The organism is Oceanirhabdus sp. W0125-5, assembly GCF_027938815.1.
GTDB lineage: Bacteria > Bacillota > Clostridia > Clostridiales > Clostridiaceae > Oceanirhabdus.
This window is the reverse complement of sequence record NZ_CP115913.1, coordinates 1,916,094-1,942,953: the sequence shown is the minus strand read 5'-3', so window position 1 is coordinate 1,942,953 and position 26,860 is coordinate 1,916,094. Positions and strand designations below refer to the sequence as shown.

Here is a 26,860-nt window from a genome sequence, read left to right as displayed (position 1 = left end):
ACACTAGTTTTTTATATCTGTAAAGTCTTTTTTTAATTTTTTTTCATTTTTTTTTATTAAAATCTATTTTTTGGATAATGACATTACTTACATTCTTTATATTAATATGCTGTAGTAGCCACTTTGATTCTACTTATTTTAATTATCAGTATTTTTTTTAAAATCAACTCCATACCTCAACGCAATTCCCTTCATTTGATCTTGAAGCATGATGTCAATAAACTCCACTAATTCTTCTGGGGATTGTGTAATATTTCCATACACCCAATTTTCAATAACTCCTCCAAATGAAAACACGTAGTATTGTGTCAACATCTCCTTATATTCATCACTCATATCTATTCCTTCACTAAGCACATCTATGGTACCTCTGAAGATTTCATATACATCTTCATAAAAGTGTCTAAATAAATGTTCTCTTCCCAAAGATTTTAATGTACAATAACACATTTCTCTATTTTCATTAAAATAGTTAAAGAACTTTAACAAGCCCTCTTGCCATAACTTCTTTCCTTTATGTTCTGCAAACAAGGCAATAGCTTCTTGCTGATATAGCCATTCTAATTGATTGTAAATATCCGAGAAGTGATAATAAAAGGTCTGTCTATTCAAACCACAGTCCTCAGTAATCTCTCTGATACTTATCTTTTCTAGTGGTTTTTGTGTCATAAGCTTTTTTAGCGAATTTGTGAGAACCTTTTTTGTTAAATTTTGCTTTGTAATATTTTGTTTTTTCTTACCGGTCATAAAAGTCCCTCTTTCCATTGCTATATCTAATTATTCTCTAGTAAAATATAACATATTTTTCTATACACTTTCTATATATTTGTCTAAATTTTTGACACTCTCATAAGAATTGTCTATTGAAAACACCCCCTAATAAATTAATAATAATGTGATAATCTTATTAACTGGAAGGGATAACTAATGAAAGATAATAAAAAAAATATAAGTTTTATGGAACGCTTAGCAACATTTATAGTAGATAAAAGAAAAGGATTCATCCTGGGATATTGCATTATGATTGTTTTTTCTGTTTTTTCCAGGTCTTGGGTAAAAGTAAACAACGATATTACAACCTACCTGCCATCTACCACAGAAACTCGCCAAGGGCTCACTATTATGGAAGATGAGTTCATAACTTATGGTAGGGCAAGCGTTATGATATCAAACATAACATACAGTAAAGCGGAAGCTCTTTGTGAGAAATTAAAAGAAATTGAAGGAGTTTCTGAAATAGAGTTTGAAAATGATCTGGATCATTATAAATCAGCTTCTGCACTCTTTAATATTACCTTCGATGGGGAAGAAAGTGCTGAAATCACTAAAAACTCTATGAACAAAGTAATAGATAGTATTCAAGACTACGATTATTACATTTCAAGTGAGATTAACAAGGATACTGCAGCATCACTTGCCAAAGAGATTTCCTCAGTTCTAGTTATTGCCATTTTCATTATTTTAGGAGTACTTCTTTTTACCTCTAAAACATATATGGAGATACCGGTATTAATGATAACCTTTGGAGTTGCCGCACTATTAAATATGGGAACTAATTTTCTTTACGGTGAGATTTCCTTTGTGTCAAATTCAATTTCCAGCGTACTCCAATTAGCTCTAGCTATTGATTATGCTATTATCTTGTGCCACAGGTTTACTGAAGAGCGTATAAATCTCCAAGCCAGAGAAGCTACCATTAAGGCACTAAGTAAAGCAATTCCTGAAATATCCTCCAGTAGTTTAACTACAATCTCTGGACTTATGGCTCTTATGTGCATGCAATTCTCCCTAGGTTTTGATATGGGAATTGTTCTTATAAAAGCTTTACTCTTTAGCCTGCTTACAGTTTTCACATTGATGCCAGGTTTACTTATGATGTTCAGCAAAGGAATGGACAAGACAAAACATAAGAATTTTGTGCCAAGCATAAATATATGGGGAAAAATAGTTGTAAAAACCCGTTATATAGTTCCTCCTATATTCATAGCTATTATAGTTGTTTCTTTTGTGCTATCTAGTCGTTGTAACTATGTTTTCGGTTTTAGTACATTAAAGACAAAAAAACAAAATGAAACACAAATTGCTGAAAAGAAAATCACGGATACTTTCTCCACTAACAACATGTTAGCCATCATAGTTCCATCTGGTGACTATGAAAAAGAAGGTCTCTTGATAAAAGATCTTGAAGAGTTAGAGGTTACTGATTTTGCACTTGGCCTAGCTAATATCGATGCTTTAGATGATTATGTTCTTACAGACAGTTTAACCACTAGACAGTTTGCAGAACTCACTGATCTTGATATAGAAGTATCCCGTTTATTATACAGTGCCTATGCAGTGAATAATGAACTTTACGGTCGAGTTATAAATGGTTTGGACAACTATAAAGTTCCACTCATTGACATGATTAACTTTCTTAATGAACAAAAGAATCAGGGCTATGTCAATTTAAACAAGGATCTTAATGATAAATTCGACGACCTATATGAACAGCTAAATCGTGCACAACTTCAACTTAAAGGGGAAAACTACAGTCGTATACTTTTGGGTGTAGACACTGCTGAGGAAGGCGAAGAAACCTTTAAGCTGCTAGATACTATACACAAAATTTCTGGAAAATATTATGATAAGACCATCATCGCTGGTGAATCTACTAGTGCCAATGATCTTGCCACTTTTTTCTCAACAGATAATTTAATCATAGGTATACTTTCTGCACTATTTGTTATGACAGTTCTACTGTTCACATTTAAATCAGCTGGTATACCAGTATTGCTGGTACTCACTATACAGGGAAGTATTTGGATAAACTTCTCCTTCCCTTCACTGACAAATACAAATATCTATTTTTTAAGTTATCTTGTTGTAACTTCTATTCAAATGGGGGCTACAATAGATTACGCTATTGTTATTACTAGTAGATACATGGAACTAAAACAGGTTATGTCACTTAAAGATGCTATGATTCAATCATTAAATCAAGCATTCCCAACAATCATTACCTCTAGTACAATTTTGGCATCAGCTGGTCTATTAATAGGTCAATTATCTTCGGATTATGCTATTTCTTCAATAGGTGTGTGTTTAGGCCGTGGAACTATTATATCTCTGATTCTTGTAATGGGAGTTTTGCCACAGACCCTGCTCCTTGGAGATTTCCTTATTGAAAAAACTGCATTTACAATAAAAAGACCTTCCCGCGTTGTCAGTTATACTGGAAATATGAAGGTTAACGGTAGAGTTCGTGGTTATGTATCAGGGGTAATAGATGCAGATATAAACGGCTCAATCAAAGGTGATATTACAGCGATTGTTGAGAGCAAGAACATTAAAAATAGAAAAGAACTACCAGCAGAATTTGTTCAGAAGGAGGTTTCAGATGAAGAAGCTTAAGAAGTCACGTTTATTTAATATTTTTCTCGTATTAGTTATTTTTACATCATGCACTAATTTAGCATTGGTTCATGCATCAGTAATTAATTCTGATCCTCTTAAAATACTAATTCATAATCCTGAGGAACTTATAAAATTTGCTAACAATTGTTCCTTGGATACTTATTCACAGAAAAAAACTTTTATCCTTACCCAGGATATTGACATTACAGGATATGATTTCACTCCAATACCTACATTTGGTGGTATCTTTGATGGTAATGGACATACTATCAAAGGATTGAATATATCTGAAACTGGTTCTAACATGGGATTATTCCGTTATCTTCAAGACTGTGGAACCATAAAAAGTCTTAATGTAATAGCAGATATATCTCCTGATGGAACACAGAAAAATATTGGTGGTATTGTTGGTACTAACAAGGGAAGATTATTAAGCTGCACCTTCCAAGGCACTGTTGGAGGAAAAGATAATATTGGTGGTATTGTTGGGCTAAACGAATCTACTGGTTATATCTCAAACTGCAAATCCTCTGGATTTATTACTGGTGAACGCTTTACAGGGGGAATCACTGGCAGTAATCACGGTATAATTATTCAGTGTTCTAATAAAGGTAAGGTTAATACATTGAATACAGATACTTACCCAGACATAAATGATATGAGATTAAGTAAGTTAACATCATCTGAAAATGTAATAGTGCATACAGATACTGGTGGAATCGCTGGTTTCTCTGATGGAATAGTTCAAAGTTGTCAAAATGGCGGGAGAATCGGGTATCAACACGTTGGTTATAATGTAGGTGGTATTATTGGAAGACAATCAGGTTATATGAGCAACTGTAAAAACTTCGGTGAAGTATTGGGACGTAAGGATGTTGGTGGTGTTGTAGGTCAAATGGAACCCTATCTTCAGATAAAGTTCTCAGAAGATACCCTTCAAAAGCTTGATACTGAACTGGATTCACTCAAATATTTGGTAGATAAATCTTTAGATGATTTTGATAGCAGCTCTCAAGATGCTTCTGATAGGTTATCAACTTTAAATAATCTTACTAGCAAAGCATCAGATGAATTACAGGAAGTTATTCACCAAACAACAAACTTTACAGATGACACAGTGAAAACCCTTAATGAAATTTCTTTTCGTATTTCAATTTTCCTTGAGGATATGGAACCAGTACTTGAAGATTTTAATCTTGCAGGTGAAAATATGACCTCAGGATTACTTGAGATATCAAAAGGCTTTTCTGATTTAAAAGAAGCTTCTAGCAATCTAACTTTAGCAACACAAGACCTTAAAACTGCTTTTACAAATTTGTCTTCTTGTATTGACGTTATAAATCAGGCAATGAGAAAAATAAAGACTGCAACAGAATTACTCCAAAACAACCTGGGAGATCCTGAAAAGGTAGAACAAGCAAAGAAAGACTTAGATGACGGTTTTGCAGCCCTTGAAAAAGCCTCTAATGATATGACAAATATAATAAACATAATAGCTGACACAATGGCTAATTTTGGTGTTATAGGCGGAGTTGACTGGGTTCAAGTTAGCCAAGATTTAATCTCTAGTTCCAAAGCATTTTCAGAAGATTTTAGTACAGCTTTAAAAAAAATCAGAACAGGTCTTTCTACATTCTCAGATGTGATAAGTGATGATGTTAAGACCCTAAAACGTTCCCTAGGCCTATTAAATGACTCATTTGAATTACTAGAAATTTCAACGATATACATGCAAGCATTTATATGGAATTTTAATGAAGCTTTATCTGATATAGAGAAAGCAACAGAATTTTCAACAGAGGCCATGGATAAAATGAGCAAGGGTTCAGAGTTATTGAGTATTTCATCTGATTATTTAAATTCTGCTGTAAAAAAAACTCAGAAGATATTAGATGATGCAAATTCACGAGAGGATATCAAGTTTCCTGAATTAGGAAAGAAAATTAATGAGCCTACAGATAGTTTTTTTGCTACTTTTGATGAAATATCAAAGGAATTGGATACACTTAACAATGAATCATCAACCTCAAGAACTCTTATAGTGGATGATTTAAAAGAAATAAACGCTAAAATATCTAGTATTTTTAAAATTATCATAGATGCAAGAAAGCGAGCACTAGAAGGAGTTGATCTATATGAGGATATTTCTCAGGACAGCCCTGACAGTAGCCTTGATAATGAGAATTCAATAACTAAAGGTCATGTTACCAAGTCTGTTAACAATGGTAAAATCTCTGGTGACATAAATGTTGGCGGAGTTGCAGGCTCAATGGCTATTGAATATGATTTTGACCCTGAAGGAGATATAGTCAAGGATGAAAAAAGCACATTAAAATTCAAATATCAAACTACAGCGGTACTTTATAAATCTATTAATAGAGGAAAAGTAACCTCTAAAAAGGATTATGCAGGTGGAGTTGCTGGTAGAATGGAACTGGGCTTACTATCAAAATGTGAAAACTACGGTCATGTTAACAGCTCTGATGGTGATTTTGTTGGTGGCATTTCAGGTTCATCATCCTCTACTATAAAAAACAGCTATGCAAAGTGTATGGTATCTGGAAACAACTACGTTGGAGGAGTTACAGGACAAGGTGAGAACGTATATAACTGTTATACTATGGTAAAAATCTCTGATGCTAAGGAGTACATGGGCAGCATCTCCGGAGAGGCAAACGGCGAATTTAAAAACAATTATTTTGTAAAAGACAAATGGGCGGGTATTGACAATATCAGCTACGCAGAAAAAGCTGTACCTCAAGATTATGATACCTTTATTAAGACCGAAACTCTCCCAGATGAATTTAAGAAATTCACTCTAAACTTTAAAGCAGGAGATATAGTAGTAAAAAGTTTAAAATTTAATTATGGTGATTCATTAAAGGAAGATGAACTTCCTAAGATACCAGAGAAGAAAGGATATTATAGCTCTTGGCCAGAATATGATTTTAGTAAATTAACCTTTTCTGAAACCCTTGAGGCCATCTATACACCATTAATAACAGCAATATCCGTGGAGGAATCACCAAATACAACTCAACCTCTTCTATTGATAGAAGGTGTTTTCGGACCTGAAGCTAAGGTATCATTGAAACCCAACGATTCCAAACCTCCGAAATATGATAAACCTGAAATATTAGTAGGACAATGGACAGCATCTATTTTTGATGATTTTAAGGAATCTGATTCTACATTTACTCTCAGATACTACTTTCCAGATTCTAAAAAGAACATTAAATTAATGAGTCTAAAGGATAACAAATGGTCTGCAGTTGATGTTGATGTTGATGGCAGCTATCTTGTGTTTAAAACATCAAATAAAAATATCACCTTCTGCATCCTTGAAACACCTTCAAACAAATTGATAATATATATTTCAATAGGAGCATCAGTAGCTCTTTTAGTACTAATTATTTTATTTGTTAAAAAGAAGAAAAAGAAAAAAAGCAAGAAGGAAGTAGCTCTTTAAACTTAACGTAAAAGTGTACAATAATAATAAAAGCTTAAAATTCTTTTAGTTAATTAACTTAAGAATTTTAAGCTTTTTTAAAATTACTATAAAATCACTATCTCTCTACATTAACATATTTTCTCTAATTCTGATGTTATTTCATTTTCATCTATGTCATCAGTATAAATTTTAGATATTGCACCATTTATTGTTGTAACGACTGCTGGGAAGTTTGTAATACCCAATCTATCTGCCAATCCTGTTGACTTATAGACATCAATACGATTTACAACTAAATTTTCACTATACATTTCTTCAAACTTTTCTATTGTTGATAAGAAAGCTCTAGATTCTGCATCAATAGCGTTATATACATATGTGAGACCTGGTTTGTCTTTTTGCATAATAACATTATGAAAAGCTTCGCTCTCAGCTATATATTTTTCTGCTGCATAACCTGCAACTGCTCCATCACCAACAGCAGTTGCTACTTGTTTAAGCCATTTTTCACGAACATCACCACAAGCAAATACACCCTCAATATTTGTTTCCATTTTATCATTTGTTAAAATATACCCTTGTGGAGTTAAATTAATTTGATCTTTAAATATTTCTGTATTTGGTATATAACCAATAAACTCAAAACAATTATCACAAGGAACTTCTATTAATTCTTGTGTTTTCAAGTTTTTAAGCACTACTTTGTCTAGATGACCTTCACCTTCAAAAGAATCAACAACTGAATTCCATATGAATTCCATTTTAGGATTTTTTAGAGCAGCTTCTTTAGCTATTTCATTACAATCCATTTTTCCTTCATCATGCATAACAGATACAATTACTTTTGAAGCAAATTTTGTTAAGAACATCCCTTCTTCTATAGCTGCATCACCACTACCAATAACAACAACAGTTTTTCCTGTATTTGCAGCAGCATCACAAGTAGCACAGAATGAAATACCTTTGTCGAATAGATAATTTTCTTCATTTTTTGCTTTTGTGATTCTTGGACGTCCTCCTGTTGCAAGTATTACAGTTTTAGCGATATAAGTGTTTCTGAAAGTTTCAACCTTCTTCTCTTCACCTTCAAGGTCAACAGATTTAACATCTGTAAGTTTAAACTTAACACCCATATTTTTAGCTTGTTGCTTCATTTTATTAGTGATATCTTCCCCTTTTGGACTATCAGGGAATCCTGGATAATTTTCTATTTCATTTGTATACGTAGCTAGGCCACCAACTAACGCTTTTTCTATTAATAAGGTATTTAATCTGGCACGTCCAGCATAAATTGCAGCTGTTAGACCTGCAGCTCCTCCACCAATAACTACTACATCATAATGTTCTACTTTCTTTTCTCTTGGCATTATTACTCCTCCTAAAAACTACATGAAAAATTTTACTAACAACTTACTACCAACAACTGCACCAAAAAACATTGCTATGGCAAATACCCATCCTGATAAAGATAATGAAGCAATTCCGCTGAATAAAGCACCAATATTACAACCATATGCTATTCTTGCTCCATAACCCATTAACAAGCCACCAAGAACTGCTGCTATAACTTGTTTTTTTGATTTAATCTTTTTAATCTTAAATTGAGATGCTAATAATGTTGCAAGTAACGCACCTAAAATTATTCCTAAGTTTCTATAAGTACCTGCATGATTTAATATACCTGCATTAAGAGTAGCCTGAGCACCCTCGCTTGAGAAATAATACCACTTATCAACACTACCTCCAAATGCTTCATAAATCCATGCACCCCAGTTAGCAAACACACCTGAAACACCCCATGGATTTCCTGTTGTAGCCAGTGTTACAATTTGAAAAACTGATAATAATATAGCTCCTGTTACATATGGCCAAGCATTTTTAAGCCATCTTTTATAAAAATCATTATTGCTTATCTTAAGCATAGTTTCTTTAAATTTACTCACTATTAACCCTCCTAATAGATAGATTTGTTATTTATTAATGAGTTTTTTCAATAATAATTTCCCATTCTCCGTCATCCACTTCTTCAACTTCTACATTATGTCCATCTTTACGTGCCCACTCAGGTACGTTTTTCATAGCACAACTATGATCGATTTGAGCTATTAATATATCCCCTACTTCTAATTCTTTTAATTTATTTTGAGCCTTTACTAAAGGTACTGGACATGCTTCTCCTAAACAATCTATTATTACTTCTTTCATGATTATTCCTCCTATTTACTATCCTGTATTTAGATTCAATTTTCTTATCTATATTTTTAACTAGTGAGTTTTTTCAATAATGATTTCCCATTCTCCGTCATCCACTTCTTCAACTTCTACATTATGTCCATCTTTACGTGCCCACTCAGGTACGTTTTTCATAGCACAACTATGATCGATTTGAGCTATTAATATATCTCCTACTTCTAATTCTTTTAATTTATTTTGAGCCTTTACTAAAGGTACTGGACATGCTTCTCCTAAACAATCTATTATTACTTCTTTCATGATTACTCCTCCTATTTATCCGCTTTCGCTTCTTGATATTTTTCAGCTGCTACATATAAGCAAAAAATGATCAATAATTGAATAACTACAGCTCCCACCCAACCAAATACATCTGGTAAGAAAACTGCCTTTCCTTTTGAAATAAAGTGATATTTCCACCAACCAAAATCATGCGCTCCCCATAATGAACCAATTATGAAGAAAATTAAAGATATTATCTGCATTGTAAAACCTTCACCCACACGCATTAGAGTTCCTGAAGCACAACCACCTGCAATAACCATACCAATACCAAATATAAAGGCACCGAAAATTGTTGCAAAGCTTATTGGCACAACATAACCCATACCTGGAATAGGCAAATTATTTTTAAAATAACCGTATTTAATAGCAGTAAATCCTATAGTTGTGATTGCAAATGCAATTAATACAGCTCTGGTAACTGTAGTACCACCTGTTAGATAAGGATCTCTCATAGAAGCTGTAAAACAGAACCTTGATCTCTGTAGAATATACCCAAAAATTAGTCCCGTTAATAAATACCAAGATAAATTATTACTTTTTCCAGTTACAAATGTCCCAAGTACTATTAAAGCTAATATTAGTACTATGGCAAATGGAAGCTGACTCTTTTTTGGCTTTCTTCTTGTTCTGGCACGAGAAGTGGAACTTCTTTTAATTGTTGAAGTTGTTCCTGAATCGCTCATATACGATACACTCCTTTTGTGTAAAATTATTTAGCTAGATAGATATTTTTTTAACAAATATCTCCGCACTAATATTGATTGAAAGTTCTGTGTATAATTCCCAATTATATGATATCACATTTAAATAAGCATCGATTAATCACATTACTTATATTACATTAGAGTTACTTATAACCACTTACACATAAAATATACACCAAAGTAATTGATTTTACCAAAATTTTAGGGCATAATTAACCTAAGCTAAAGCTATTAAAAAATATTGAGGTGAATATTATGCATATTGATACATTGAAATATCTTACATATATTGCTAAATATAAAAGTATATCCAAAGCGGCCTCAAAATCTCACATTTCTCAATCAGCATTAAGTCAAATGATTCACAAACTTGAAGAGGATTTAGGTTATGAATTGTTCATTAGAAGTAACCGTGGTGTAACTTTAACAGATATGGGTGAAATTGTACTTAAATATTCAACTAATATTGTTAAAAATCATGAACGCATGATAGAAGAATTAGAAGAGTATACTTCTAGAACTAATAAAATTATCATTGCAGGTACTTCTTCTCTAGCTTCTTATTCTTTACCTTGTATGATATTTAAAATCAAAAAAAAGTTTCCTGATTATGAATATGTCTTAGTTTCAAAATCAGTGGATGAAATAATTTCTGATGTACGTAACGACCTATGTACTATTGGATTTACTGATGCTGAAATTAAGAATGATCCTGATTTATTCACTTGTAAAATTGGTAAAGAAAAGATAGTTTTGATTGCCAATGCAAATTATAAAGTACCAGATATTATTTCATTACATGATTTATTAAATATGGAATTAATCATGTGTACAATGAATTCTAAAACTTATGAGAAATTAGATGCGGCCTTGCATACAATAGATTGTTCATTAAAAGATTTGAATGTAATTTTCAATTCAGATTTTGTTAGTTCCGTTAAATCAAGTGTACTTAATGGATATGGAATGGCATTTGTACCCTATGAATCAATTAAACATGAGCTTTACGAAAAGTCTATTAAACTTGTAGATATAAAAGATGTGAATTTAGATTACGATATTTATCTAGTTGGTAAAAAAAGCGAAAAATTATCTGAAGCTTCAAAAGCTTCTATGGATTATCTCATTGAGATTGGAACAAAAAGCTTTTGTTAACTATTATATTTTAGTTATAGTAATTTCCCAAACACCGTTAATTACTTCTTCTTCTTCATACTTAAATGTATGTTGTTGGAAAAATTCATTAATTGATTCAGCAACACAGCTATGATCGGTTACTATCATTAAACTGTCGTCAGATTTTAAAGTTTTTAATTCTTTTTTAATTTTTATAAGTGGTATTGGGCAAAAATCTCCACAACAATCTAATTTTTTCATCGCTCAAACTCCTTGATTATTATATTTTAAGTTTATACTATATTTTACAAAAAATAAAGAATTATTATATATTCATTACTATCTAGAAAAGGTCGAAAAAATCATGATAAAATTTCATCAACCATATAAACCAGAGAAAAGTTTAAAATACATAGAAAAAAACCTAAGAGCACTTGAATTATCAGGAGACAATTTTTTTACAAATAAGTGTGAATCATTTATTTCAGATTATATTAATGGAAAAAAAGTTCTTATGACTACTTCCTGTACTCACGCTTTAGAATTAGCAATAAGATTACTTGATATAAAGAATGGTGATGAAGTAATTATCCCCTCCTTTACATATCCATCAACAGCAAATGCTGTATTATTGGCAGGTGCAAAAGTAGTTTATGCAAGAGTAAATCTTGATACCATGTTAATTGATCCTGATTTATTAGAAGAACAAATAACAAATAAAACAAAAGCTATAATAGTTGTTCACTATGGTGGTAGATGCTGTGATATGAACCCTATTCTATCCATAGCAAGTAAGTATAATATTGATATTATTGAAGATGCTGCTCAAGCTTTTGGAAGCACATATAATGGAAAATTTGCTGGAACCTTAGGTACTTTAGGTTGTTTTAGTTTTCATCAAACTAAAAATATTACTTCTGGTGAAGGTGGTGCCTTAATAATTAATGATGAAAACTTAATAAAACGTGCTGAAATTATTAGACAAAAAGGTACAAATCAAGAAGCCTTTAAATCAGGATTAGTTCCTAGGTATGAATGGGTAGATATTGGTTCTAGCTATTCCCCTTCTGATCTTTTAATGGCTCTTTTATATGGTCAATTACAGCAATTAGAAAAAATTCAAAATCTTCAAATGAGTCTCTTTAAAACATATGTAGATTTTTTTAAAAAACATAACTTTGATTCACTTGAAAGCTTCAGTAACTTCAGTAGTTATGGACAAGTTAATGGTCATATCTTTTATCTTCTGTTTAAAGATGCGGCTACAGCAACGGCTTATAAAAGTTATATGCGTGAAAATAATATTCAAGTAGTAACTCATTTTGTACCATTACATATAAGTAAAAAAGGTTCCTCATATTTACGACCACAGGATGATTTTACACCTGAAGATGATTTGTCTATACGATTAATCAGATTACCGATTTACGCAGGTTTAATGCCATCAGATCAAAAAATAGTACTAGAAAAAACTTTGACTTTTATGAGGTGATTTATGATTTCAATAGTTATTCCTGTTTATAACAGTGAAAAAATATTACCAAAGCTATGTGACTTAATCCATAAAGAAATGAAATCACATGAATTAATTTATGAACTGATTTTAGTGAATGATGGAAGCAAAGATAATAGCGAAGATATTATTAAGTCCCTTAGTAAAAAATATGAACAAGTTAAAGGGGTTTTATTAAAAAATAATGTAGGTCAACAACTAGCTTTATTAGCAGGTCTTAGACAAGCTAAGTACCATAATATTGTTACAATGGATGATGACTTGCAGCACCATCCTAAGGATATTATAAGATTAATATCACATTTAGACGAGAAATCAGATGTAGTTTATGGTGTCCCTTTTAATGATACTGGAAAAACATATAGAAAACTTGGAACACATATTAAAGAAATGTGCTTTTTTGTTTTCCTTGGAAAACCTAGAAATTTACGATTAACAAGTTTTAGAGTTATGAAAAAACATGTACTAGATTGGGTCATTAAAGACCCTCTTCCCAATGTATATATATCTGCTCGAATACTTAAATATACAAAGAAAATTAAGAATTTAAATATTAATTATAGAGAACGAGAACAAGGTAAATCAAATTATACATTTGTTTTACTTACTAAAAAACTATTAAAATCAATTTGGAACTACAAAGTATTATACTTATGGTATAAAAGACGACCTTGTACACATCAATATATAATTAAGGAGATTGTCTAATGAAACTTATGTTACTGGGTTCATCAAAAGCACAATTAAATACAATCAAAAAAATTCAAAATCTAGGTCATGAAGTTATAGCCTCTGATTATCATGAAACTTCTGTAGGTAAAAATATTGCTAATGATACATGGTTAGCAAGTACATTTGATTATGCAGAAACTCTCAAAGGAGCTGTAGCTAAATCCATTGACGGCATTATGACCATGGGAACAGATCAACCTGTATTAACAGTGGCTAAAGTGGCTAACACACTTAACTTGCCATACTTTTTAGATATTGATACAGCACTCTCTGTTACTAATAAAGCTATTATGAAACAAAAATTTATTGATTATCAAATACCTACTACCAATTATGTTCTATACGAACCTTCAAATCCTTCTGTTTTAGAAAAAGTAAAGTTCCCTGCTGTTATTAAACCATTGGATTCCCAAGGACAGCGAGGTATTTATGTAGTTAATAGCATTGATGAAATACAAACCTTATATTCTGATGTAATTAGTTATTCTAGAGAGAAATCTATTCTTATAGAAAGTTATTATGCTAATGATGAAATCACTATAAGTGGATGGGTAGAAGCTGGTGAACTCAAAGTATTAACTATAACAGATAGAGTTACTTTTGATAGTAAAGATGAAATTGGTATATGTTTATCTCATGAATTTCCATCTAAACATACAAAAGAATACGGACAAGCTATTGTTCATTTATCAAAAAAGATAGTAAAAGACTTTAAAATTCAATCTGGTCCTATATATTTTCAATTTTTTATAGGAGAAGAAGGATTAAAAGTAAATGAGATTGCCTGTCGTATTGGTGGTGCTTATGAAGATGAGTTTATCCCTTACTTAACAGGTGTAGATCTTTTACATATGACTATTATGGGTTCTCTTGGTATTGATTATTCTACTGATAATTTAATAAACCATGATGTATTTTCTATAAATAAACATCTTTCTGTTCAGCTCTTCTTCAGTAACCCCTGTAAAATCTGCGATATGCCAACAGAAGATGAGATACGAAAGCTTGAAGGTGTTGTTAATGTTGGTTTTAACTATCATGTAGGAGATACTATACCGAAAATATCTAATGCAACACAAAGAATCGGTTATGTGATTGTAGCCGCTGATTCTAAGCAGCAGCTTGAAAAACGACTATCCTTACTCTATAAACATTTAAAAATTATAGATGAGAATAGTAACAATGTAATAATACATAGAAAATTGGAGGAATAATTATGAAATCAATTAAAAATTTATTAATTTTGTTTAGTTTGTTTTGTTTATTCTTAGTTTCAGGTTGTGAAACAAAAACAGAATCAAAAGAAATTAAAATAGCTGAACAGTATGGTCTAGCTTATGCCCCTCTTCAGATTATGAAAGAAAAAAATTTCTTGAATGAAGCGTTACCTGATGTAACTATTACATGGAAAAAAGTAGCTAATACAGTTGCTACAAGAGAAGCTATGTTATCTGATAACTTAGATGTCGGATTTATTGGTATCCCTCCATTTTTAATAGGTTACGACCAAGAGATGCCTTGGAAAATTATGACTGGATTATCTCAAAGTCCTCTGGGGTTAGTTACTAATGATGAAAACATCAAAACTCTTAGTGATTTAGTTGAAAATGGGAAAATCGCTTTACCTCAACCTGGCAGCATTCAGCACATTCTCCTTGCTATGGCAGCTGACAAAGAGCTTGGTCAGAGTGATATTTTCGACAATCAGTTAGTAGCCATGAAACACCCTGATGGGATGCAAGCTTTAATAAGCGGAAATGAAGTTAAAGCGCACTTTACTTCTCCTCCTTATCTATTCCAAGAATTAGATATAAAAGAAAACCATTTAGTTGTATCTGGTGATGATGCTATGAGCGAAGGTTTTACTTTTATTGTTGGAGTATGTACTGAAAAGTTTAATAAAAATCAATCGTATTATGAAGCTGTAAATAAAGCTATAATAAAATCTATAGAATTTATTAACACTGAAAAAGAAGAAACAATAGACATATTATCTAAAGCTTATAAATTAGATAAAGCTGTAGTAGAAGACTATATTTATAATAGAGGTATGCAATATAATACTGAAATAAAAGGCATAGAAAGCTTTATAGATTTTATGCACAAAGAAAAATATTTAAATAAAAAAGTAGAAGTTGATGATGTTTTATGGTAAGCAAAAAATATTATAAATGGATAGGCCTGCTCAGTATCTTAATAATTTGGCAGTTATCCTCTTCCTTAAAATTAGTTAATCCATTAAGTTTGCCAAGTTTAATTGAAGTAATATCAGCATTAATAACCGGCTTGACAAAAGGTGAATTACTAATGCAACTATTTAATTCTATAGGATTAATATTAATAGGATTACTTATTGGAAGCCTCATTACATTAGTAATGGGTTATCTTGGTTATTTTTATAGCTTCTTTTATGAAAACTTTAAAATGTTTTCTGCTATTTTCCATCCATTACCAGGAGTTGCACTACTCCCAATAGTGATTACATGGGTTGGTATCGGTGAAAAAGCTGTATTAATAGTTATTTTACATGCTGTTTTGTGGCCTATGTATATTAATCTTAATTTAGGATTTAATGATATTGATAATAGTTTAATAGAAGCTGCCTACAATAACGGTGCTACTAATTGGCAACTATTTATATATGTCCTTCTTCCAGGAGCAATTTCATCAATTATCGCAGGTTTTCGTATTGCTTGGTCAAGAGCCTGGAGAGCCCTTATTAGTGCAGAAATGATTTTTGGTGCAATAGGAAGTATAGGGGGCATTGGTTGGTTTCTTTACGAAAAGAGAGCTTTTATGGATACAAAAGGAATGTTTGCAGGAATATTACTAGTAATGGTTATAGGGATTTTGGTTGAACAAGTTATATTTAATCCTAAAAAGGCTGATGAGCAGATATAAAAAGATAACGGACAGTTGACAGTTGTCCACTGTCAACTGTCAACTGATTTTCAAGGTTTTAATCTTTTAGTGCACGTATTCCGTGCCTTTATTTACTCTATAAATTTTAATTTTCCAAGGATAGTCATGCATATATCGAACAATTCTCATACCATAAACTGGATGATTAAAACTCCTCACTAAAGAGCAGTGATTTTCTATAAATCTATTAAGATCATCGTAATAAAAATTATCATCACCATATAAGATTGTCCACTGTTCATTGCGATGAATATAATCTAATTCTTCATAGTATATGATGGTGTTGATGTTATTAGATTTTATGTACTCCTCTAATGTAAGGTTATTTTCCTCTAAATAAGCAAGGTTACGTATATCAAAAAAAGTCCCTTCCTCAAATAAAAAACCTGCACTTAAATTTCCCAGAATTATAGAGTCATCCTGTAGGTTCTGCTCAATAGATAATAAATAATCTTTGTAGTCATAATGAGTGTAAATACTTATTTCTTTATAATCAGCTATTGAACTAAATATAATCATTCCTATCAAGAGAGCAGTTGTTATAGCAGCTCTTTTTTTAATACGTTTTATGAGAACTCCCAAAATAAAATATCCAAAAGGCATAATAAAAATAATGCTAGTTGCATTGTATCTACCTATGATTACTAAAGCTATGTTAATAGCTATTAAGGCTATTAATGAATCGATCAATATGATTTTTTCCTTGTCTTCAAACTTATCTTTAAATAGTATTATCCCTACTAAACTCCCAATAAACATAATTCCAATACTAACTAAAATCATTTTAATATTAGGTAAATAGTACGTTCCCCCTATTTGATTAAATAGTTTAATATAAAATTCATCTAAATTAAACAGTTTATCAATTAAAGTTGCATCCACATTAAGTGTAGCTCCATAATTGGAATAGTTATTAATAAAATTAATATCCCCTAAAAAACTTAGTCCAACAAAAATCGCACCAAATCCTAATATAATGAAGCCATATATTATTAATAATTTATAACTGATCTCTTTTTTAATAAAATCTATTAACATTATCATCCCAAACACTACACCTAGGATAAAAGCATTGGGATGAAAACCAATAGCTATCCCAACCAAAATTCCTATTATGGTGACTTTCTTAGTTAAGCTCAAACAAGAAAATCGGTAAATATAATAACATCCAATCATAATCATAAGTAAAATGATCTCTTGCCTAGCAAAATGACTAGCATAAATGAACTGTATATTTAATGAGCTTAAAATAGTTAATAAAGCTGCCCTCATGGAATCTTTTAATATCCTGTTAAAGATAATATACATCAAATAAATAGTTATCATGCCAGCGATCAATGAAATTAATCTAACTGAAAATATATTATAACCAAAAATCTTAATAAATAAGGTTTGTAAATAATGAAATATAACCTTTATCATATGAGGGTTCCTAGGGTATAAATCAAAAAAAGATTCAGTAACATATGGTGTATGATTTATACTATATCCTCTAGATAATCCCGCTAACCATGATTCATCTGAATGTACAAAAGGAAACTTTGTTAAAGTAACTACATTCAAAAATAAATATATACTCAAATAACCATAAAATATCACCTTAGATTTAATATCTATTTTTTTCATTTCTTTATACTCCTCTAACATAAGTAGTAATCCCAATAAACAATATAATTAATTTTGTTTATATGTCTGTTATTTTCTTATTATATCATACACAATTTGCATATTTATGTACTTTGCTGGTATTAAAGTATTAAATAGTATATTAAGAATACTTATAACTATTAATATGAAGGCTGTTATATAATTAAAATAGGTGATTGATGATGAATGTATAATTCCCAAATTTGTATATTTTTTAACAATCTCTCACTTAATCTAGGAGGTTTTACTATGATTTTAAAAACTAAGAAGCCAGTAGTTCTACTATTTGCATTATTACTAAGCCTAGTGTTAGTTGGGTGTAACAAGACTGCTTATATTAACTCTAATAATATTTCTGAACCATCAGAATTGAAAGAAGCTCTTACTCAACAAAATACTGTAATTATAGATGCTAGAAGTGCAGAAGAGTATGCTAAAGGTCACTTAAAAGGTAGTATTAACTTAACAGCAGGAGAATTAACAATAAATGAACCTGTGAAAGCTATGTTAGCACCACAAGAACAAATCAATAAAGTTCTTAGTTCTAAAGGTATAAGTAACGATTCTAACATTTTTATTTATGACAATAGTGGTGGGGTTTATTCTAGTCGTGTATGGTGGACCTTAAAACTTTATGGACATGAAAATGTTAAAGTTATTAATAATGGTGTTAATGCAATCCTTGATAATGATTTTGAATTATCACTTGATATTCCAAGTATAAAAGAAACAAATTACGAAGCTAAAGAAGTAAATAGTTCTTATATTGCAACAATAGATGATGTAAAAAAAGCTATTGATGATGAAGATACAACTATCATTGATGTTAGAAGCAGAGCAGAATTCGATGAGGGTGCAATTCCTACAGCAATCTTATATCCTCATACTAAAAATCTTTATTCCGATGGAGCATTTAAATCAACAAGGGATACATACTTAAACTATAATGACTTAGGTCTAAAAAAGGATCAATCAATTATTTTATATTGTAAAAGTTCTTTTAGAGCAACACAAACAGCTTTACTTTTAGAAGAGGCTGGTTATACTAACGTGAAAATTTATGATGGTGCTTGGCTTGAGTGGTCTACAAAAGATATGCCTAAAGCCGATAAAAAACCATCTACTCCAGCAACTTCACAAGATGCATCATAATTATAAGGAGGATTTAAAATGAAGAATATCAAAAAGATTTTAGCTTTATTTTTAACAACTCAATTGCTTCTAACTGTTGGATGCGGAAATAAAAACGCAGAAAACAAGTCAATGGATTTAACAAAAGGACAAACAACTACTGAAGCAAATACAGAAACTTCCTCACCAAAGACTGAATCAGTATCACTAGAAGAAGGTATTAATTCTTACTTTGACAACATGCCAAAACACATCTACAAGATTGGTCAAGCTGATTTCGTAGATATAGTAAAAAAAGGCGGAGATTTTGTTGTTCTTGATATAAGATCTGCTGATGACTATGCTAAAGGTCATATTAAAGGTGCTATCAACCTTCCTTGGGGTACATCTATTAGTGATAATATTACTAAAATCCCTCAAGATAAGGATGTTTATATCTACTGCTACTCAGGTCAAACTGCTGGTCAAGCTGTAATGACACTTAACTTAGCTGGTATTTCTGCAAGAAGCGTTAACCTTGGATGGAACTTTGGTATTTCAAAGGCTGAAGGTATTGATGAACTTACAGAAACAACTGCTAATACATTTGGAACTGAAACTTATGATGTTAATAAAGATCTTGTAGCAGCTTTAGATTCTTACTACAAAGGTCTTTCAGATGTTAAAGGAACAACTTATGGTAACTATAAAATTTCTGAAGCTAATTTAGCAGCTATGATAGATGCTGGTGAAGACTTCTACTTATTGTCTATTAGAAGCGCAGAAGACTTTGGTAAAGAACACATTAAAGGTGCTCAAAATATTCCTTGGGGCAAGGATATGCACAATAAGTTCTCTACTTTACCTAAAGACAAGAAAATCGTTGTTTACTGCTACTCTGGTCAAACTGCTGGTCAAACAACAGCTGCACTTAGATTACTAGGTTATGACGCTGTATCATTAAATGGTGGTATTGGTGTTGGCGCTAATGCTCCAATCGGTTGGAAAAACAAAGGCTTAGAAGTTATAAATAATTCAGTATCAGTATTAGAAACTGGTGTTGCTGATTACTTTGCAAACATGCCAAAGCATATTTATAAGATTGGTCAAGCTGATTTCGTTGATATAGTAAAAAAAGGCGGAGATTTTGTTGTTCTTGATATAAGATCTGATGCTGACTATGCTAAAGGTCATATTAAAGGTGCTATCAACCTTCCTTGGGGTACAGCTATTAGTGATAACATTACTAGCATCCCTCAAGATAAGGATGTTTATATCTACTGCTACTCAGGTCAAACTGCTGGTCAAGCCGTTATGACTCTTAACTTAGCTGGTATTTCTGCAAGAAGCGTTAACCTTGGTTGGAACTTTGGTATTTCAAAGGTTGAAGGTATAGATGCACTTACAGAAACAACTGCTAATTCATTTGGAACTGAAACTTATAATGTTAACGCTGAAGTTAAAGCTGCTTTAGATGCATACTACAAAGGTCTTGCAGATGTTAAAGAAACAACATATAAAAACTATAAAATTTCTGAAGCTAATTTAGCAGCTATGATAGATGCAAGTGAAGACTTCTACTTACTATCAATTAGAAGCGCTAAAGACTTTGGTAAAGAACACATTAAAGGTGCTCAAAACCTTCCTTGGGGTAATGACATGCACACTAAGTTCTCTACTTTACCAAAAGACAAGGTAATCGTTGTTTACTGCTACTCTGGTCAAACTGCTGGCCAAACAACGGCAGCTCTTAGATTATTAGGTTATGATGCTGTATCATTAAATGGTGGTATTGGTGTTGGTGCTAATGCTCCAATCGGTTGGAAAAACAAAGGTTTAGAAGTAGTTAAATAATTATTAAAAACCCTTAATATTAATTAAATATATAAAAAAAACAGTTCGTGGATTATCTTATAATAATAAATTCACGAACTGTTTCTTTATAATCTATAAGTTATAGAAGATATTTCTTTAAAGTGGTTTTTCTAATATATAATCAATATATCCTAATGTTACGAAACCACCACCACGTTTTGGACCAATACGCTTTCGGACTTCTTTATAAATTCTTTTTAATCCTAATTCTTCAAATATCTCTTCCCCTTCATTCTCATGAAAATAACTGTGAAGAACTTTTTCCCCATGTTCCATTTCATAATATTCACCGGCTCCTACTTCTTCTCCCCTACCACATCTTTCATCAGCTGTTGAAACAAAATTGATGAACATCAGTCCTCCCGGTACTAATACTCTTTTCATTTCTTCTAAACTCTTTTTAATCTCTTTCTTACTCATATGGAATATTGTATTATATGAGTAACAAAAACTAAATGAATTATCATCAAATGATAGCGCCTTCATATCTCCTTTAGTAATATTTAAATTTATACCCTGTTCATTCTGGAACTCATTAGCACGTTCTATGGCTTTTTCACTTATATCTATTCCTGTAGTTTCATATCCATGTTCTTTAAACAATGCTAATGGTGGTAACATTCCCCCTGCACCACAGTCTAATATGTTCTTCTCTAACCCCTGCCCATTACAATAAAGTAAAAAGGTAAAAAGTTGATTTTGTCTAAAAATTGGTTTCATAAGAATCTCCCCTTTTATAATATAATTTCATCAATAGCACTATTTATTAACTCCCTAAAAGCTTGCTTATTTAAAGTATATAAAGTCTTCTTGCTATCTCCTCCAGCAATCAATTCAATTAAACCTAATGTTATTAACTTGTTTAATTGGTATGTCATTGTAGCTGATGTAAGACCTATCTCCTTTACTAAATCTTTTCGAGCCCACCTTTTCTGACTTAACAATGATATTATTCTTAGTCTCGTTTCATCAGATAAAGTCTTAAAAATCTCTTGAGGGTTTATGCCGTTACTTTTCCCTTTCAATTTCTGCTCTTCTCCAAATCCATACACAAATATATATGTATCTTTATCAAATAAGTATCTCGGTATAAATTCTTCTAAGTAGCACATATTTATCTTAACATCTTTACTTCCATTTACTAATGTTTCATAATTTCCATTACCAATACAGTCTAAAAAACCTTTTTTATTTTCATTAAATAAAATAATGTGATTCTTTAAAATTGGATCGATTTCTCTTTTAATCCACTCTTCCTCTCTCTTAAAAGCTTTATCATAAAAAGCTTCAATTATATTGATTAGCTTTGTGTGAAGGAGTTTTGTGTTATTTTTAAATTCAATAAAAAGTTCTGCATCTTCAATAGAATACCTTTCAGTAACAGCTTCATAAATAGTCTTATCATCATCATCTATAGAAATATTGTGAGAAGATATTCTAAAACACTCTGCTAAATATTCATCACTTGATAGTCCTTTTAGCTTATCTAATAAATCACTAACTGTTGTCACATTTGTTTTCGTAATAAATAATAGTAAATAATAAAAATTCAGTTTAAATTTTTTAAAGAGAATATCTAAGTCATTCTTCTCAAATAAATTTAATCGATTTCTCAATGTATGTAGTTTTTCTTTAATAATGGTGCACTCTATAAATTTATGTTCTTCAATATAACTTTCAAAATAATCTAATTCTGCAATTCTCATCATAGTAGTAATGCACTCAATTGCCATATTATGTTCAATCGTTACTTGTTTCATGATTTCCTCCTAATAGATACAGTGAAATGATGTACTTTGATTATAAAGAAAAAATTTATTTGTGTCAACACTTATCTACATATATAAAAATAAGTAGATGGTTATCTACTTTATTTGCAACACATAAAGTACTCATGAGCAGATATGTTTAGAATACACTACCCGTATATGAATTACGTCATATTGAATATAGCTCTATTTTATTAAACATTAACTACAACTAATATTTATTAATAACTTAACTGCTGGAATCCAAATTAGTCATTCTTTTATCAAAATCAATTTTTCTAGATAATGAAAAGAGCGGAAAGTTAACATATTAAATCGAACTAGTTAACCCTCTCCACACTTATCTTAATTTCTTTTCTTAATTCCTTATATAACTCTTAATTCATTTTATTCTACTCTTTCAAGAACACTTTCTACTATCCAGTATATTTTATCTTTATATCTGATTTTATGCCATACGTTACCATCATTTTCTTTTCGTTCTTCTAAATCTTCAACTTTCATGCCTTTATAAACCATGCCGGCTTTATATTTATCATCTAGACTATAATACGTTCTAATATTTATATTATTTTTAGTAACGATAAGATATTTCTTGTTTTTAGCTAATTCTACGTTATTATCTATTTTATTTATAGTATCACTTATTTTTATATTGAGCATCTTAAACAAATGTGCTTCTCGATTTGAATAAAAATTATTTACCACTCTGCTTCCATGGATATTAGTCATTGAGTAACCTACTATTAGAGAACTAAAAATCAATCCTGTGATAATTAATTTTCCAGAAAGTATTTTATTTTTTCTGATTCTGATTTTTTTCATTTTTAAACTTCTAAAGCTTCTGTTATTTTTTCTGATATTTTTCTCAAAATATAAAAGTGATTTTGGAATATCCTGATTATTTTTTCTTGCTTTAATAGCTTTATCAGCAACAACACCAAGTACAATAAAATATCCATTCTCAAATACTTTAATTTTGAAGTTTAAAAATACTCGAATAATTATATCAAAAATAATCAAAAATAAAATTCCAATAATAGATATTATTATAAACATTCTTAACTGTACAATATTTAAAAAGTCCATGTTATCACCTTCTCTGCATTAGATACTTATTATTGATATTCATCGGTAGTATCATGAAATTTTTGAGTTTTTCTTGTTTCCTCAATTTCCTTATTCTTAATTTCACTCTTATTTTCTCTACCTTCCAGTACACTTATCTGTCCAGTAATATCATCCATATTTTTCTCTAATATATTTAATAATCTAGTATTATTTTCTTTATTAGCTTTTGAATGTTCCTCCATGACTTCTCTCAGTTCCTTTTTTAGTTTATCTATTTCAGACTGATTTTTTGCTTTTGCATTGGCAAATGTTTTATTTTCTTCTGATAACATATTATCACCTAATGCTCCTAGCTTTTCATTCATGGTTATTTTAACATCGGCTATTCTCTCCATATTATCCTTTTTTGTTTTAATTTTCACGTTCTCAATTTTCCCATCATTCTCTATAGATTCAACTACTCTATCAAATGCTAGTTTTCTTTTATAACTTTCATACTCCTCATCAAGTTGCATATCAATAATTTTTTTTGTATTTACATCAGGTTCAATATTTATTGTCACAGGTTCAACGTTAAATCCCATTTCATTTATTTCTCGCTCTATAGCTGCTCTATCTATTTTACTAGAAAAAATATGATAATCCTTCACATCATGCTGCAGTGCTTCAACGGATATTTTTCTCTTTATAATATCTCTAAATATTGAATTATCAAATCTTATACCACTTTCCACGATCCTTTCTGGATTATCAACATAAATACTCACATCAGCTCTAACTGTAAATTTTTTCATAGAATCCATACTGCTAACTTGGAATGTGGAAACAAAAGTATTTATAGACATATCAACTACATGATATTTAGAACATCTCTTTCTCCATCTTTCAATTGCAGTAATCGGTCTGGTATCCGTAGCTATGATAACACTTCTATCGTTCCCTATATATGCATGTACCTCAGATGAAGTTATTAGATCAATTCCTTTTAATAGCCCCCATTTACAACTTACAGTTTTCTTTATTGGATAATTCATTTTTTGCCTCCATATCAAATCGTCTTTTAATTTCACGGATAACATCAATGTTATCTCGATTACTTTTTATTTTCATATTCTCAATCAGAATATTTATATTTTCTCTAACCCTTATTTCTCTGGAAGACTCATCTCTCCATTTTTCAAATATTTCGTACAATCTACCATTGAACTTTGGGTTCTCTGCAATCATCAGAATAATATCTCTAACTCTATCCCCTATCCCATTACTTCCAAGTATAGTTATAACTCTTGAAATTTGTTCGCCACTTTTTTTCTTTCGAGCCTTCTCTTCTACCATTAAGCATAGAAATAACTCCATAGTTCCCTCTATTCTCTCTCTTGAATTTCCAACTCTTACTTCATTAACAAAGAAATCTAAAACTCCTTTATAGAACTCATTGTCTGTTACTCCATGTCTAAACACTTTTCTTAAAGATATTACAATATGTTTTTTTAATCCTAAATATTCATCTGTATATATCTTCATTAGATTTTTTAAAGAATATTCAGGTGCTCTTAGTCCAAGACTTTCTCCCATCATAAATATTGCGACCCATTGTTTTTTATATCCTATTTCCTTAAAATTCTTAATCCACTTTCTGTGCAATTTCATTACATGATAGAAAACTTCTTCTTTCTCTAAAATCATACATAAAGCAACCCCTCCATAGAGCCTTTTCACAAATTCATCGGATTTAATCCATTGATATATTATATCATCGTATATAATATTAAAGTCTCCCTTTGAATAAACCAGTTCACTTATCGCTCGTCCAACCGCTCTGATTTCGGTTATCTCATAAGAATTTCCCCACTTAGAAATGCATTCTAACAGGATATTTTTTATCTCAAACAAATCCTTAGAAATAAGTTTTAAAATATTTTTTCTTGTTGAACTTTCAGCAAATAATATTGAAGGAGAATCTTCCTTTTTTTCTGCTTTTATTGATTGCCAGAAATCATAATCGCAATAGAGAATCTTTTCTAATTTTTCTTCTTCTTCCACTTCAATTCCATCTCTTAAAATTATTTCTATATATTTTGCTTTATCAATTATAACCTTTTGATGACAACCTTCAAAAATACTAAGAGCTAACAAATAACTAAGTTTCTTTATTGATTTGATGCTTAAAAACCATTTTTTTATGTTTTCATATTCATCAAAATTCAAGTATTCAGATATAGTTTTACATACTTCTTTTTCTTTCCAATCTTCAATTATTTTTATTGCTATTTTTTCCAGACTTTTAATTCCAACTTTGGAACTCCTTATTTCTGCCTTAGATTCATCTAATCTAAAATACTCAATAATCTCATTGCACACAAAAATATCACTTAAATTTAAATCCAGCATTTTTTTGAGGATATATTCTGTATTTTCAGGTAATTTACACTGAAATAATTTCAAATTACTAAACTTAGTTTTTTTTGAGTTATTATTACCCAATACTACAATTGCTGAACTAATTTTTTTTAATTTTTCTTTTATTATTTTAAAATTTATTAACTCTTCTGAATTATATCTGCCAAAATCAAAACTGGTAAAAATATAGCCAGTCTTTTCTCTTGGTTCAAATTCTCCAAAAAACTCTGAATAATATTCTTCATCAACGTTGATTTCTATTATATCTTTCAGATATAGTTCCTCAAGTAAATTAACAGAAATATTTAATTTACCTGAATCAATATTTTCATATAAGCAAACATAATTATTATTTGCAAGATACTCCTTAATATCTTCGTATCCATCAAAATAGAAAAACCTTTTCCTACTATAGTTTATTTCTTCATTAGAGAGTTTTCGTTCAGTGAAATATCCATTATCTCTTTCACTATGATTTTTACTCCATCCTATTTCAATGTTTCCTGAACCGAAAGATATATTGGAGTTCAAACCTTTACTTGAATAATTGTTTATTTCATATTTAATTATCCTATCATCTTGTGATTGTTCTTGTTCTTTATCTACTTCAAATTTTTCCTCTTTAACTTTCTCCATA

The 26,860-nt window shown here is 30.6% G+C and carries 23 protein-coding genes; 10 read left to right on the top strand and 13 right to left on the bottom strand.

The genetic code is table 11. The features are described from left to right. Positions 1-138: 138 nt before the first annotated feature. The gene (locus OW730_RS09070) at positions 139-747 is read right to left on the bottom strand and encodes a TetR/AcrR family transcriptional regulator (RefSeq protein ID WP_271228707.1); all 609 of its coding nucleotides are present in this window, start codon (positions 745-747) and stop codon (positions 139-141) included. Between the two features lie 180 nt (positions 748-927). Here OW730_RS09070 and OW730_RS09065 point away from each other — a divergent pair, with 180 nt between their 5' ends. Together OW730_RS09065 and OW730_RS09060 are read left to right on the top strand one after the other, a co-directional pair. Further along, positions 928-3,393 (top strand): efflux RND transporter permease subunit, encoded by a 2,466-nt coding sequence (locus OW730_RS09065; RefSeq protein WP_271228706.1) that lies wholly within the window; start codon positions 928-930, stop codon positions 3,391-3,393. After that, positions 3,380-6,865 carry a methyl-accepting chemotaxis protein gene (locus OW730_RS09060; RefSeq protein WP_271228705.1) on the top strand — a complete coding sequence of 1,162 codons (3,486 nt, stop codon included), beginning with the start codon at positions 3,380-3,382 and terminating at the stop codon, positions 6,863-6,865. Before OW730_RS09065 ends, OW730_RS09060 begins: the two co-directional genes overlap by 14 nt. Before the next feature lie 110 nt (positions 6,866-6,975). Here the strand turns inward: OW730_RS09060 and OW730_RS09055 are convergent, their stop codons facing one another. Genes OW730_RS09055 through OW730_RS09035 form a run of 5 tightly spaced genes read right to left on the bottom strand, consistent with a single transcriptional unit; the run spans position 6,976 to position 10,047 of the window. Then, positions 6,976-8,214: an FAD-dependent oxidoreductase gene (locus tag OW730_RS09055; RefSeq protein WP_271228704.1), complete on the bottom strand. Its 1,239-nt coding sequence runs from the start codon at positions 8,212-8,214 to the stop codon at positions 6,976-6,978. Between the two features lie 18 nt (positions 8,215-8,232). After that, positions 8,233-8,790: a YeeE/YedE thiosulfate transporter family protein gene (locus tag OW730_RS09050; RefSeq protein WP_333781267.1), complete on the bottom strand. Its 558-nt coding sequence runs from the start codon at positions 8,788-8,790 to the stop codon at positions 8,233-8,235. A 34-nt stretch (positions 8,791-8,824) separates the two neighbouring features. After that, positions 8,825-9,052, bottom strand: coding sequence for a sulfurtransferase TusA family protein (locus tag OW730_RS09045; RefSeq protein WP_271228703.1), 228 nt, complete (start codon positions 9,050-9,052; stop codon positions 8,825-8,827). Between the two features lie 60 nt (positions 9,053-9,112). Next, the gene (locus OW730_RS09040) at positions 9,113-9,340 is read right to left on the bottom strand and encodes a sulfurtransferase TusA family protein (protein WP_271228703.1); all 228 of its coding nucleotides are present in this window, start codon (positions 9,338-9,340) and stop codon (positions 9,113-9,115) included. 11 nt (positions 9,341-9,351) lie between these two features. Continuing rightward, a complete protein-coding gene (locus OW730_RS09035; RefSeq protein WP_271228702.1) occupies positions 9,352-10,047 on the bottom strand; it encodes a YeeE/YedE thiosulfate transporter family protein in 696 nt (231 codons plus the stop codon). Positions 10,048-10,323: 276 nt separating this feature from the next. Here OW730_RS09035 and OW730_RS09030 point away from each other — a divergent pair, with 276 nt between their 5' ends. Then, positions 10,324-11,223 carry a LysR family transcriptional regulator gene (locus tag OW730_RS09030; protein ID WP_271228701.1) on the top strand — a complete coding sequence of 300 codons (900 nt, stop codon included), beginning with the start codon at positions 10,324-10,326 and terminating at the stop codon, positions 11,221-11,223. 3 nt (positions 11,224-11,226) lie between these two features. Here the strand turns inward: OW730_RS09030 and OW730_RS09025 are convergent, their stop codons facing one another. After that, positions 11,227-11,445: a sulfurtransferase TusA family protein gene (locus OW730_RS09025; RefSeq protein ID WP_271228700.1), complete on the bottom strand. Its 219-nt coding sequence runs from the start codon at positions 11,443-11,445 to the stop codon at positions 11,227-11,229. Between the two features lie 103 nt (positions 11,446-11,548). On the opposite strand from OW730_RS09025, the gene rffA reads away from it, so the two are divergent. Genes rffA through OW730_RS09000 form a run of 5 tightly spaced genes read left to right on the top strand, consistent with a single transcriptional unit; the run spans position 11,549 to position 16,330 of the window. Next, a complete protein-coding gene (rffA, locus tag OW730_RS09020; protein WP_271228699.1) occupies positions 11,549-12,676 on the top strand; it encodes a dTDP-4-amino-4,6-dideoxygalactose transaminase in 1,128 nt (375 codons plus the stop codon). 3 nt (positions 12,677-12,679) lie between these two features. Next, positions 12,680-13,405 carry a glycosyltransferase gene (locus OW730_RS09015; RefSeq protein ID WP_271228698.1) on the top strand — a complete coding sequence of 242 codons (726 nt, stop codon included), beginning with the start codon at positions 12,680-12,682 and terminating at the stop codon, positions 13,403-13,405. Next, complete coding sequence (locus OW730_RS09010) at positions 13,405-14,643, top strand: ATP-grasp domain-containing protein (protein ID WP_271228697.1); 1,239 nt, start codon at positions 13,405-13,407, stop codon at positions 14,641-14,643. The genes OW730_RS09015 and OW730_RS09010 overlap by 1 nt, the downstream gene beginning before the upstream one ends. A gap of 2 nt (positions 14,644-14,645) precedes the next feature. Continuing rightward, complete coding sequence (locus tag OW730_RS09005; RefSeq protein ID WP_271228696.1) at positions 14,646-15,584, top strand: ABC transporter substrate-binding protein; 939 nt, start codon at positions 14,646-14,648, stop codon at positions 15,582-15,584. Next, positions 15,578-16,330 (top strand): ABC transporter permease, encoded by a 753-nt coding sequence (locus OW730_RS09000; protein ID WP_271228695.1) that lies wholly within the window; start codon positions 15,578-15,580, stop codon positions 16,328-16,330. The genes OW730_RS09005 and OW730_RS09000 overlap by 7 nt, the downstream gene beginning before the upstream one ends. 66 nt (positions 16,331-16,396) lie before the next feature. On the opposite strand, the gene OW730_RS08995 is transcribed toward OW730_RS09000, so the two are convergent. Then, complete coding sequence (locus OW730_RS08995) at positions 16,397-17,977, bottom strand: glycosyltransferase family 39 protein (protein WP_271228694.1); 1,581 nt, start codon at positions 17,975-17,977, stop codon at positions 16,397-16,399. A gap of 270 nt (positions 17,978-18,247) precedes the next feature. On the opposite strand from OW730_RS08995, the gene OW730_RS08990 reads away from it, so the two are divergent. After that, entirely contained in the window at positions 18,248-19,150 is a 903-nt protein-coding gene (locus OW730_RS08990) for a sulfurtransferase (RefSeq protein ID WP_271228693.1), read from the top strand. An 18-nt stretch (positions 19,151-19,168) separates the two neighbouring features. Further along, a complete protein-coding gene (locus tag OW730_RS08985; RefSeq protein ID WP_271228692.1) occupies positions 19,169-20,962 on the top strand; it encodes a rhodanese-like domain-containing protein in 1,794 nt (597 codons plus the stop codon). Positions 20,963-21,079: 117 nt separating this feature from the next. Here the strand turns inward: OW730_RS08985 and OW730_RS08980 are convergent, their stop codons facing one another. The 5 genes from OW730_RS08980 to OW730_RS08960 all read right to left on the bottom strand — a co-directional run bounded on the left by OW730_RS08980 (position 21,080) and on the right by OW730_RS08960 (position 26,859). Next, entirely contained in the window at positions 21,080-21,703 is a 624-nt protein-coding gene (locus OW730_RS08980; RefSeq protein WP_271228691.1) for a class I SAM-dependent methyltransferase, read from the bottom strand. Between the two features lie 14 nt (positions 21,704-21,717). Next, on the bottom strand, positions 21,718-22,743 hold the full coding sequence (locus OW730_RS08975; RefSeq protein WP_271228690.1) for an ArsR/SmtB family transcription factor: 1,026 nt from the start codon (positions 22,741-22,743) through the stop codon (positions 21,718-21,720). A gap of 396 nt (positions 22,744-23,139) precedes the next feature. Next, positions 23,140-23,841, bottom strand: a complete 702-nt coding sequence (locus OW730_RS08970) for a hypothetical protein (RefSeq protein WP_271228689.1) — start codon at positions 23,839-23,841, stop codon at positions 23,140-23,142. 29 nt (positions 23,842-23,870) lie between these two features. Next, complete coding sequence (locus OW730_RS08965) at positions 23,871-24,857, bottom strand: hypothetical protein (RefSeq protein WP_271228688.1); 987 nt, start codon at positions 24,855-24,857, stop codon at positions 23,871-23,873. Beyond that, positions 24,823-26,859, bottom strand: coding sequence for a hypothetical protein (locus tag OW730_RS08960; protein WP_271228687.1), 2,037 nt, complete (start codon positions 26,857-26,859; stop codon positions 24,823-24,825). Before OW730_RS08960 ends, OW730_RS08965 begins: the two co-directional genes overlap by 35 nt. Position 26,860: the final 1 nt, after the last annotated feature.

Bases quoted from the DNA above. Each gene is read 5' to 3' on its own strand.
- OW730_RS09045 (WP_271228703.1), bottom strand. From the start codon at position 9,052: ATGAAAGAAGTAATAATAGATTGTTTAGGAGAAGCATGTCCAGTACCT.
- OW730_RS09035 (WP_271228702.1), bottom strand. From the start codon at position 10,047: ATGAGCGATTCAGGAACAACTTCAACAATTAAAAGAAGTTCCACTTCT.
- OW730_RS09010 (WP_271228697.1), top strand. From the start codon at position 13,405: ATGAAACTTATGTTACTGGGTTCATCAAAAGCACAATTAAATACAATC.
- OW730_RS09070 (WP_271228707.1), bottom strand. From the start codon at position 747: ATGACCGGTAAGAAAAAACAAAATATTACAAAGCAAAATTTAACAAAA.
- OW730_RS08965 (WP_271228688.1), bottom strand. From the start codon at position 24,857: ATGAATTATCCAATAAAGAAAACTGTAAGTTGTAAATGGGGGCTATTA.
- OW730_RS08980 (WP_271228691.1), bottom strand. From the start codon at position 21,703: ATGAAACCAATTTTTAGACAAAATCAACTTTTTACCTTTTTACTTTAT.
- OW730_RS09000 (WP_271228695.1), top strand. From the start codon at position 15,578: ATGGTAAGCAAAAAATATTATAAATGGATAGGCCTGCTCAGTATCTTA.
- OW730_RS09055 (WP_271228704.1), bottom strand. From the start codon at position 8,214: ATGCCAAGAGAAAAGAAAGTAGAACATTATGATGTAGTAGTTATTGGT.
- OW730_RS09060 (WP_271228705.1), top strand. From the start codon at position 3,380: ATGAAGAAGCTTAAGAAGTCACGTTTATTTAATATTTTTCTCGTATTA.
- OW730_RS09030 (WP_271228701.1), top strand. From the start codon at position 10,324: ATGCATATTGATACATTGAAATATCTTACATATATTGCTAAATATAAA.
- OW730_RS08985 (WP_271228692.1), top strand. From the start codon at position 19,169: ATGAAGAATATCAAAAAGATTTTAGCTTTATTTTTAACAACTCAATTG.
- OW730_RS08995 (WP_271228694.1), bottom strand. From the start codon at position 17,977: ATGAAAAAAATAGATATTAAATCTAAGGTGATATTTTATGGTTATTTG.
- OW730_RS08960 (WP_271228687.1), bottom strand. From the start codon at position 26,859: ATGGAGAAAGTTAAAGAGGAAAAATTTGAAGTAGATAAAGAACAAGAA.
- OW730_RS09005 (WP_271228696.1), top strand. From the start codon at position 14,646: ATGAAATCAATTAAAAATTTATTAATTTTGTTTAGTTTGTTTTGTTTA.
- OW730_RS09065 (WP_271228706.1), top strand. From the start codon at position 928: ATGAAAGATAATAAAAAAAATATAAGTTTTATGGAACGCTTAGCAACA.
- OW730_RS09015 (WP_271228698.1), top strand. From the start codon at position 12,680: ATGATTTCAATAGTTATTCCTGTTTATAACAGTGAAAAAATATTACCA.
- OW730_RS09040 (WP_271228703.1), bottom strand. From the start codon at position 9,340: ATGAAAGAAGTAATAATAGATTGTTTAGGAGAAGCATGTCCAGTACCT.
- OW730_RS08990 (WP_271228693.1), top strand. From the start codon at position 18,248: ATGATTTTAAAAACTAAGAAGCCAGTAGTTCTACTATTTGCATTATTA.
- OW730_RS09025 (WP_271228700.1), bottom strand. From the start codon at position 11,445: ATGAAAAAATTAGATTGTTGTGGAGATTTTTGCCCAATACCACTTATA.
- rffA (WP_271228699.1), top strand. From the start codon at position 11,549: ATGATAAAATTTCATCAACCATATAAACCAGAGAAAAGTTTAAAATAC.
- OW730_RS08970 (WP_271228689.1), bottom strand. From the start codon at position 23,841: ATGGACTTTTTAAATATTGTACAGTTAAGAATGTTTATAATAATATCT.
- OW730_RS08975 (WP_271228690.1), bottom strand. From the start codon at position 22,743: ATGAAACAAGTAACGATTGAACATAATATGGCAATTGAGTGCATTACT.